The 8,477-nt window shown below is 68.2% G+C and carries 3 protein-coding genes and 1 pseudogene; 1 reads left to right on the forward strand and 3 read right to left on the reverse strand.

From position 1 onward, the window contains the following. Positions 1 to 178: 178 nt before the first annotated feature. From F8271_RS28180 to acs, 3 genes are all read right to left on the reverse strand, one after another. Positions 179 to 2,617 (reverse strand): immune inhibitor A domain-containing protein, encoded by a 2,439-nt coding sequence (locus F8271_RS28180; RefSeq protein ID WP_151492879.1) that lies wholly within the window; start codon positions 2,615 to 2,617, stop codon positions 179 to 181. A gap of 343 nt (positions 2,618 to 2,960) precedes the next feature. Next, positions 2,961 to 5,756, reverse strand: a complete 2,796-nt coding sequence (locus F8271_RS28185) for an immune inhibitor A domain-containing protein (protein WP_151492877.1) — start codon at positions 5,754 to 5,756, stop codon at positions 2,961 to 2,963. Between the two features lie 262 nt (positions 5,757 to 6,018). Then, positions 6,019 to 7,983 (reverse strand): acetate--CoA ligase, encoded by a 1,965-nt coding sequence (gene acs / locus F8271_RS28190; protein WP_151492878.1) that lies wholly within the window; start codon positions 7,981 to 7,983, stop codon positions 6,019 to 6,021. Positions 7,984 to 8,096: 113 nt separating this feature from the next. Between acs and F8271_RS28195 the strand changes: the two are divergent. Beyond that, positions 8,097 to 8,477: pseudogene (locus F8271_RS28195) on the forward strand (oxidoreductase); the annotation flags it as partial.

An 8,477-nucleotide genomic window follows, 5' to 3' on the forward strand; every position in this document is an offset into this window, starting at 1 on the left:
GTCAGGGGCAGCAGGAGGAGTGCGGCGAGACCGGCCGCCGTCCGGGTGACACGGGGGGAGAGGGGCACGGTGGTGGGACGTTCCAGCAGGTCGAACGGTTCCCGGTGGCGGCTGGACAAAGGGCGGCGCCCGGGCAGGTGACCTGCCCGGGCGCCGCTGGGTGGTGCGGGATCAGCGGTCAGAAGATCCGGATCTTCATCGACGTGCCGTCCTGCTCCAGAACCTTGATCTTGACACCGGTCGCGGGGAGCTTGACGCCGTGGTTCGGCAGCTCCTCGTAGAAGTACTTCTTGGTGTCGTCGAACAGGGGCTGCGCCGCCTCACCGCGGATGTACTGCGGCTGGCTGTTGAGGTGCAGGGTGAACGAGTCCGCCTTCTTGAGGCTGAACGGTGCGTCGTACACCTGGATCCGGGCCCGCCACGGAGCACCGGTCAGGTTGTAGATCGGCTCCGGGCGCGAGTCGATGTACAGGTTGCGGCCCTCACCGGGGTGACCACCCGGGTTGGTCGGCGACGCCGGAGCGGTGTTGTTGTCCGCCCAACGGGTGTTCCAGTACGAGATGAGCAGGCCCTCCTGGTACGCGTAGTGGTCCACGTAGTCCGGGCGGGTGTTCGCGTAGCCGAAGAAGTACGGGCCCGTCTTCAGGTACTTGTCGTACGAGACGTACGAGCGGTTGCCGGCGATGTAGTAGTTGTCGAACAGCCGGGTGTAGGTCGCCCCGACCACCTGGAACTTGTCCAGGGTCCAACCGGCGTCGGTCTCGGCGCCGTCGCTGAACACGGTCTGACCGTCGGCGGTCACGGTGATCGCGTCACCGAAGAAGCCGCCCTCGGAGACACCACCGTCGGTGACGTAGTGCAGACGGATCTGCGCCGACTTGCCGGCGACCGAGGTCAGCGGGATGTTGATGTCCGCCCAGGCGCCGTTGCTGGTGCCGGCGAGGGCCGGGCGGCCCGCGCCGTCCACGCCGATCGGCTTGCCGTTGACCGTGCCGTCCAGGTCGGCCCAGGTCTGACCGCCGTCCGTCGAGGCCTCGAAGTAGAGGTAGTCGTAACCCGCTTCGATGCTGTACTTGCCCTTCAGCGACAGCGCCGCCGAGGACTTACCGGTGAGGTCGAACGTCCTCGTCATCTTGCTGTCGAGGTCGTCCTCGTTACCGGAGAAGTACTGCTTGGAACCCGCGAACGGCGGGCCGTAGTTGAAGGTGTACTCCCGCTGGGGCAACACCACCACGGCGGCCTGTGGCTTATCCGAGTTGTACTCCTGCGGCCCGATCTCCACCTTCTTGTCCTGGCCCGCGACGAACACCTTGTAGTCGAGCCAGCCGAGCTGGAGCTTGTTCCACGCGCCGAGGTCGCCGCCCCGGTCGCCGATGGCGGGCTCGTTCTTGGCGCCGAGCCGGCTCTGGGCCATCAGGGTCCAGTGCTCGTTGTTGTTGTCGGCGGGTCCGTAGTCGTCCGGCAGGCCCAGGTCGTGGCCGTACTCGTGGTAGAAGACGCTGCGGCCACCGTTTTCCGGCTGGATCGTGTAGTCGCGGATCCAGACGCCGGTGTTGCCGATCTGGGTGCCGCCGATCGGGAAGTTCGGCGGCCCGACGGGCGAGCTGTTGTACGCCGACCAGCGGTGGCTCCAGATGGCGTCCTCACCCTGCTGCGGGTCACCGTCGGCCTGGTCGCCGCCGGAGTGCACGATCTGGAAGTGGTCGATGTAACCGTCCGACTCGTTGAAGTCGCCGTCACCGTCGTAGTCGAACCGGTCCCACTGGTCGAAGGTCTTCATCTCGGCGGCGATCTGCGCGTCCGTCCGGCCCTTGGCCTTCTGGTCGGCGACCCACTGGTTGGCGGCGTCGCGGACCAAGGCCCAGGTGTTCGAGCAGACGTTGTCCGCGCAGACGGCGGGGTCGTTGGCCGGGTTCTCGGTGTCCTCGTCCTCGATCGGGTCGTCGGAACGACCGTAGCGGGCCTCGTTGTAGCGGACCTTGACCCAGTCGGTGACCTCACCCTCGACCGAGTACCGGCCGGAGGACTGCGCCTCGTAGTACTGCTTCAGCGACTCGTCGCCGGGGTTGGTGCCGAAGTACAGCTGGCGGTAGTGCTCCGGGCTGAAGTCCGGCTGCCAGACGGTGGAGTTGTCGACAGCCCGGTTGGGCTGCGGGATCTTGTTGTGCAGCGGGCCCTGGAAGGTCGTCGGCCCGGCGAAGGCCGGCGTGGTGTCCTTGTCCGGGTAGGACGGGTGTCGTTCGTCGCCGAACTCGGCCAGGATGACGAAGATCTTGTCGGTCCGCTCACGCTCGAGCTCGACGTACTGGTCCTTGCTGGTCTGCGCGCCGGCGGTCCGGGCGTTGCCGCTGGTGCCCGTCTTGCCGACCTGACCGACCTTGACGACCATGCTGCCGTTGCGCTCGATCGGCTTGCTACGACCGCTCAGCACATCGCTGAGACCCTGTTCACGCAGCTCGCGGCGCTTGTCCTCGAGCTTGTCGGGGAGCTCATCCTTCAGTGCCTGCGGTTCGGCAGCGGCCGGTGCTGCTGCCGGCAGTTTGGGCTGCGGCGCCGCCGAGGCCGACGGGCCGAAAGCCAGGCCCGTCGCCGTCAGTGAGAGCCCGATCAGACCCACTGCGACTTTGCGCACGTGGTACCTCCGGTGTGAGGGAACCGGCCCAACGGGGGTACGGGCCGGTGGGAGATCGATCCCACTAGTGGGACCAATGGTGAACATAGACACTGCTGGGACGGGTGGGAAGACGCACGCGTCGATTTGTTGCAGGATTTTGTTGAGGATGCTTTCCCCCGTAACACACCAGCGCTTCATCAGCCACGCTGGTCAAGGGGTTCGATCGACACCGAATACAACGACCAATTTCGATCAGCGTGATCGGGCATACGACAGTGGGGCCGGAGGCGTCTCCGCCACCGGCCCCACCGTTACCGCTGTTGTCAGTTGTCCAACCGCGTAACCGTCACTTCTTCGCCGGGGTGACGAAGATCGTGGCGGACGAGTTGTCCCGCGCGGCCTTCTTGATGGTCAGCGAGACCCCGAAGTTCACGCCCGCGTCGCCCGGGTTACCGGTACCCAGCACGATCGCGCCACCGCCCAGCGTCACACCGTAGAACTCCGGTGCCGGGCTGCCGTCCGGGTTGGTGACCCGGGTGGTGTACGGCGCGTTGTTGCGCGACGGCAGGACCACCGAGGCGTCGTTGTCCCGCGCGTACGGGGCCCCGTCGCGCATCTCGATGCCCGGGTACCAGCCCTTGGCGTCGGTGAAGGACTTCACCGGCACCTGCGCCTTGAACTTCGTGCAGTACGCGCTGTACGGCTCGTCCGCGGCCTCCAGGCACTCCGTGAAGGGGTACGTCTTCTGCAGCGTGAACGCCGCGTTCGACGACTGCGGACGGCTGGGCAGGTTGTCCGTCACCGACGGGTCCTTCACCGCCGCCTCGCCGGTGCGGCGGTACGGGTCGAAGTGCGAGTCCACAATGAGCAACCCACCCTTCGCGCCGTAGCTGGGCAGCGCGGTCATCTGCCCGGTGACGTGGTTGACGTCGCCGAGTGCGCTGTCCCGGTACCAGACCAGCATGCCGGGCGCGTTGTACGAGATCCGGTCGACCTTCCACGCCTCGTGGGAGTAGATGGTGTCGTACGCGTACTTCAGGCCCTTGTCGAAGCCGTCGAAGTTGCGCCACTCGGCCAGGTAGAAGTGCGCGTGCACCTCGGTGCCGCCGGAGACCTTCCAGCCCGCGCCGGTGGTGTCGACGAAGGTGCCGCCGGTGGCCGTCCAGCCGTTGGCGCCGCCCTCGACGTCGTCGCTCCAGGTGGTCGCGCCGCCGCCGGTGACCGCGAAGTCGTCGACGAACCAGTTGCGCTCCTCGAACGCCTCATCGGTGGCCTGGCGCAGCCGCAGCTGCACCGTGGTGCCCGCGTACGCCGACAGGTCGACGTAGTCGTGGCGCCAGCCGTCGGTGCTGCCGGTCAGGCCGTACTTCTTGCCGCCGAAGTCGTTCATCCGGCCGTTCGGGTCCGGGTAGCCGTCGGGGGTGGTGACGACCGTGCCGTCCTCGGCGTACACCTTCTGCTCGGTCCAGGTCGTACCGCCGTCCGTCGAAAGCTCGACGAAGCCGTAGTCCCAGTCCTCCTCGATGATGTAGTTGTTCCACATCCAGAACTTGGAGTCCGCGGCCGCCGGCACGTCGACCGAGCGGCTCAGCTTGACGTCGGCCCAGCTCTGGTCGTTGTTGCTGTGCCACATCTTGGTGCCACTGTGCGGCGTGGCCAGCGTCGTCACCTTGTCCGGCAGGTCGACCTTGATGCCGTCCTCGGCGTCGATCGGCGTGCGGGAGGTCTGCCCGAGCTTCACCTCGCGCGGGTTCGACCCGGGGCGGATGGTCAGCGGGTCGGCCCAGCCGAGCACCCACTTGTCCCAGATGCCCATGTGCGTCGGCAACGCCTGGAAGATCTCACCGGAGTGCGAGCCCGAGGCCATCAGGTCCCAGAAGTCCACGTCGGAGTCGGCGTTGCCGGAGGTGTCGTAGAGGTCCGGCAGGCCGAGGTCGTGACCGAACTCGTGGGCGAACACACCGACACCGGCGTCTTCCGGCTGCACGATGTAGTTCGACACCTTCAGGCTGGTGCCCGGGATGCTGTAGCCACCCGGAACCGAGGAGGAGTGCGCCCAGACGGCGTACACGCCCTGGTCGCCGCCGCCGCGGGACTTGCCCTGGCCGGCGTGCACCAGCACGAGGTGGTCGATCACGCCGTCCGGCTCGAAGAGGTTGCCGTCACCGTCGCGGTCGCCCTGGTCTTCCTTGTCGTAGTCGGCCCACGGGAAGGCGGGGTCCTTCGCGGCGAGCGCGTCGATCGCGTCGGTCGCCAGCCGGCCGGCGCCGGCCGGGTTGTCCGGGTGGCCGTTCATCGACTGCTCGCGGCCGGGGACCCAGTTGCCGTCCTCGTCCTGGGTGCAGCGGTTGGCCGCGTACCAGCCCTCCGAGTGCGGCACGGTGATCCACGGGCTGGCCTGCCCGTCCACCGTGTACGCGTTCTTGGACATCTCCAGGTACATGTTGTGCATGGTGCGACCGGACAGGTCGACACCCTTCTTGCCGTCCGGGCCCTTCAGGTCCGTGCGGACCCGCTCGGTGATGCCCTTCTTGCTGTAGAGCATCTTGTTGTAGTGCGACGGCGAGAAGTCCGGCACCCACATCGAGTTGTTGTCCTCGTGGGGCAGACGCGCCGGGTCCGGGATCTTGTTGTGCTTCGGCCCGTTCTGCACGGTGCCCGGCACGCAGGTCCGGTCCTCGAACACCGTCTTCGGGACCATCACGTCCGTGAAGTCGTCGTTCGCCTTGTCGTTGAACTCCACCAGCAGCGTCAGCAGCTTCGCCGTCTGCGTGGTCGGCGCCTGCTTGATCTTGCGGGGGTTCTTGCCGGTCTGGATCGACTTGGCTTCGATCTTGGCCAGCTGCTTGGCGGTGACCGGGTTGCCTCGCGCGTGCTTCTGGTCGAACGCCCGCGCGGCGTCCCCGGCGGGCGTGTAGACGCCGCCCTTGCCCTTGACCTCACGGCCTGCGGTGTCCGGCTGCACCTCGGGCTCGGCGTAGTTGATGTAGTACTCGTCGGCGCCGATCACCGCCCGGGGGGTGCCGGACGCCGACTGGGCCGCCGCGCTGCCACTCACGGTCAGTGACGTGGCCGCGAGGGCGATGGCGGGTAACGCGACGAGTAGTCGTCGACGCGACCCCGGATGGGAGTTTCTGTTCATGCCACTCCGTTCTCGGCATGGGCGGAGGAAATCGGCTGGTCCGGGGCGCGGTGAGGGCGCTCCGACACCATCCGACGCGCGTGAAGCTAAATGAAAAATGTGCCGAACGGCGGGAACGTGACCGAGGCGTTATCCGCCGGATCGGCACTGATCGTCGGTACTCCGCACATCCGTGGGAGCGCTTCCGGCGCGTACCTCCACAAAAGACAACGGTGGGTGACGGTCCGTCCGGACCGCCACCCACCGCGGGGTACGCCTGCCGTCAGTCCTCGTCGGACCTCGCTCCGCTCATCCCGGAGGAGATCAGCTCCATCACCGACGAGTCCTGCAACGTGGTCACGTCGCCCAGCGACCGGTTCTCCGCCACGTCTCGCAGCAACCGGCGCATGATCTTGCCCGAGCGGGTCTTCGGCAGCTCCGGCACCAGCATGATCTGCCGCGGCTTGGCGATCGGGCCGAGCGTCTTCGACACGTGGTTCCGCAGCTCGGCGATGAGCCGCTCACCCGCCTCGCCGGCGATGTCCGTGCTGCCTCGCGGAATGGCGAACGCGACGATCGCCTGACCGGTCGTCGGGTCGGTCGCACCCACCACCGCCGCCTCGGCCACCGACGGATGCGACACCAGCGCCGACTCCACCTCCGTGGTGGAGATGTTGTGCCCGGACACCAGCATCACGTCGTCGACCCGGCCGAGCAGCCAGATGTGCCCGTCGTCGTCCTTCTTCGCCCCGTCACCGGCGAAGTACATGCCCTCGAACCGGCTCCAGTAGGTGTCGATGAACCGATCGTCGTCACCCCAGATGGTGCGCAACATCGACGGCCACGGCTCCCGCAGCACCAGGTAACCGCCGCCGCCGTTCGGCACCGACTGGCCCTGGTCGTCCACCACGTCGGCGACGATGCCCGGCAGCGGAGTCATCGCCGAACCCGGCTTCGCCGCCGTCACCCCCGGCAGCGGGGAAATCATGATCGCGCCGGTCTCGGTCTGCCACCAGGTGTCCACGATGGGCAGCTCACCGCCGCCGACGTGCTGCCGATACCACATCCACGCCTCGGGGTTGATCGGCTCACCGACGCTGCCCAGCAGCCGCAGCGACGACAGATCGAAGCCGGCCGGAATGTCCTCGCCCCACTTCATCATCGTCCGGATCAGCGTGGGCGCCGTGTACAGGATGCTGACCCCGTACCTGTCGATGATCTCCCAGAACCGGCCCTTGTGCGGCGTGTCCGGCGTGCCCTCGTACATGACCTGCGTGACGCCGTTGGAGAGCGGGCCGTAGACGATGTACGAGTGGCCGGTGACCCAGCCGATGTCCGCCGTGCACCAGTAGACGTCCGTCTCCGGCTTCAGGTCGAAGACCGCGTGCGCGGTGTACGACGCCTGGGTCAGGTAGCCGCCGGTCGTGTGCAGGATGCCCTTCGGTCGGGCCGTGGTGCCGCTGGTGTACAGGATGAACAGCGGGTGCTCCGCGTCGAACGGCTGCGCGGTGTGCTCCGCCGAAGCGGTCTCCACCGTCTCGTGCCACCAGTGGTCCTTCGCCGACCAGGCCACCTCCTCGCCGGTACGCCGGACCACCAGCACGTGCTGCACCGACGGGCAGCTCGCCACCGCCTCGTCCACGGTCGGCTTCAACGCCGACGGCTTGCCCCGCCGGTAGCCGCCGTCCGCCGTGATCACGACCTTGGCGCTGGCGTCCTGGATCCGGTTGCTCAGCGAGTCGGCGGAGAAGCCGCCGAAGACCACGCTGTGCGCCGCGCCGATCCGGGCGCACGCCAGCATCGCCACTGCCGCCTCCGGGATCATCGGCAGGTAGATCGCCACCCGATCGCCCGCGGTGACCCCCAGATCGGTCAACGCGTTCGCCGCCCGGCACGTCAGCTCGTGCAGGTCCGCGTACGTGATCGTGCGGGTGTCACCCGGCTCGCCCTCCCAGTGGATCGCGACCTTGTCGCCGCGGCCCGCCTCGACGTGCCGATCCAGGCAGTTGTACGCCACGTTGAGCTGCCCACCGACGAACCACTTCGCGAACGGCGGATTCGACCAGTCGAGCACCTCGTCCCACTTCTTCGACCAGGCCAGCCGGTCGGCCTGCTTCGCCCAGAACGCGAGCCGGTCGGCCTGCGCCTCGGCGTACGCGTCGACGGTGACGTTGGCGTGCGCGGCGAGTTCGGCCGGCGGGGGGAACTGGCGCGTCTCGTTCAGCAGATTGGCCAATGCCTCGCTCATGCCGTGACTCCTCGTCCTCGGGGTGACCTGCGTCTCGTGGGCACGAGGGTAGTCGTGGGCCCGGTGCCCGGCGACCGCTGCCCACTCCGTCGCGCCGAGCGGCCCCCGCCACGCGCCCGACGGCCCGTCCCGTCCGTCGCGCCCGGTCGATGCGCCCGGCCGGGCTGGTCGCCGGTGGCACGAAGGTGTCGCCGCTGGTGCTCGCCGCCGTCGTACACGGGGAGTTGCTGAACCTACGCCCGTTCGCCGGTCCGTCCGGCGTGGTGGCCCGCGGTGCCGCCCGCCTGGTGCTGCTCTCCAGCGGCCTCGACCCGCGCGGCCTGCTCGCCGTCGACGTCGGTCACCGGGAGCGGGAACCGGAGTACGTCGGCGCGGCCGGCGCGTTCGCGACCGGCACCCCGGACGGGCTGCGCTCCTGGCTGCGCCACTACATGACGGCCGTCGAGGTGGGCGCCGGCCAGCTCACCGCCATCGGCGACGAGATCCTCACCGCC

It is taken from the genome of Micromonospora sp. ALFpr18c (assembly GCF_008868155.1).
Lineage (GTDB): Bacteria > Actinomycetota > Actinomycetes > Mycobacteriales > Micromonosporaceae > Micromonospora.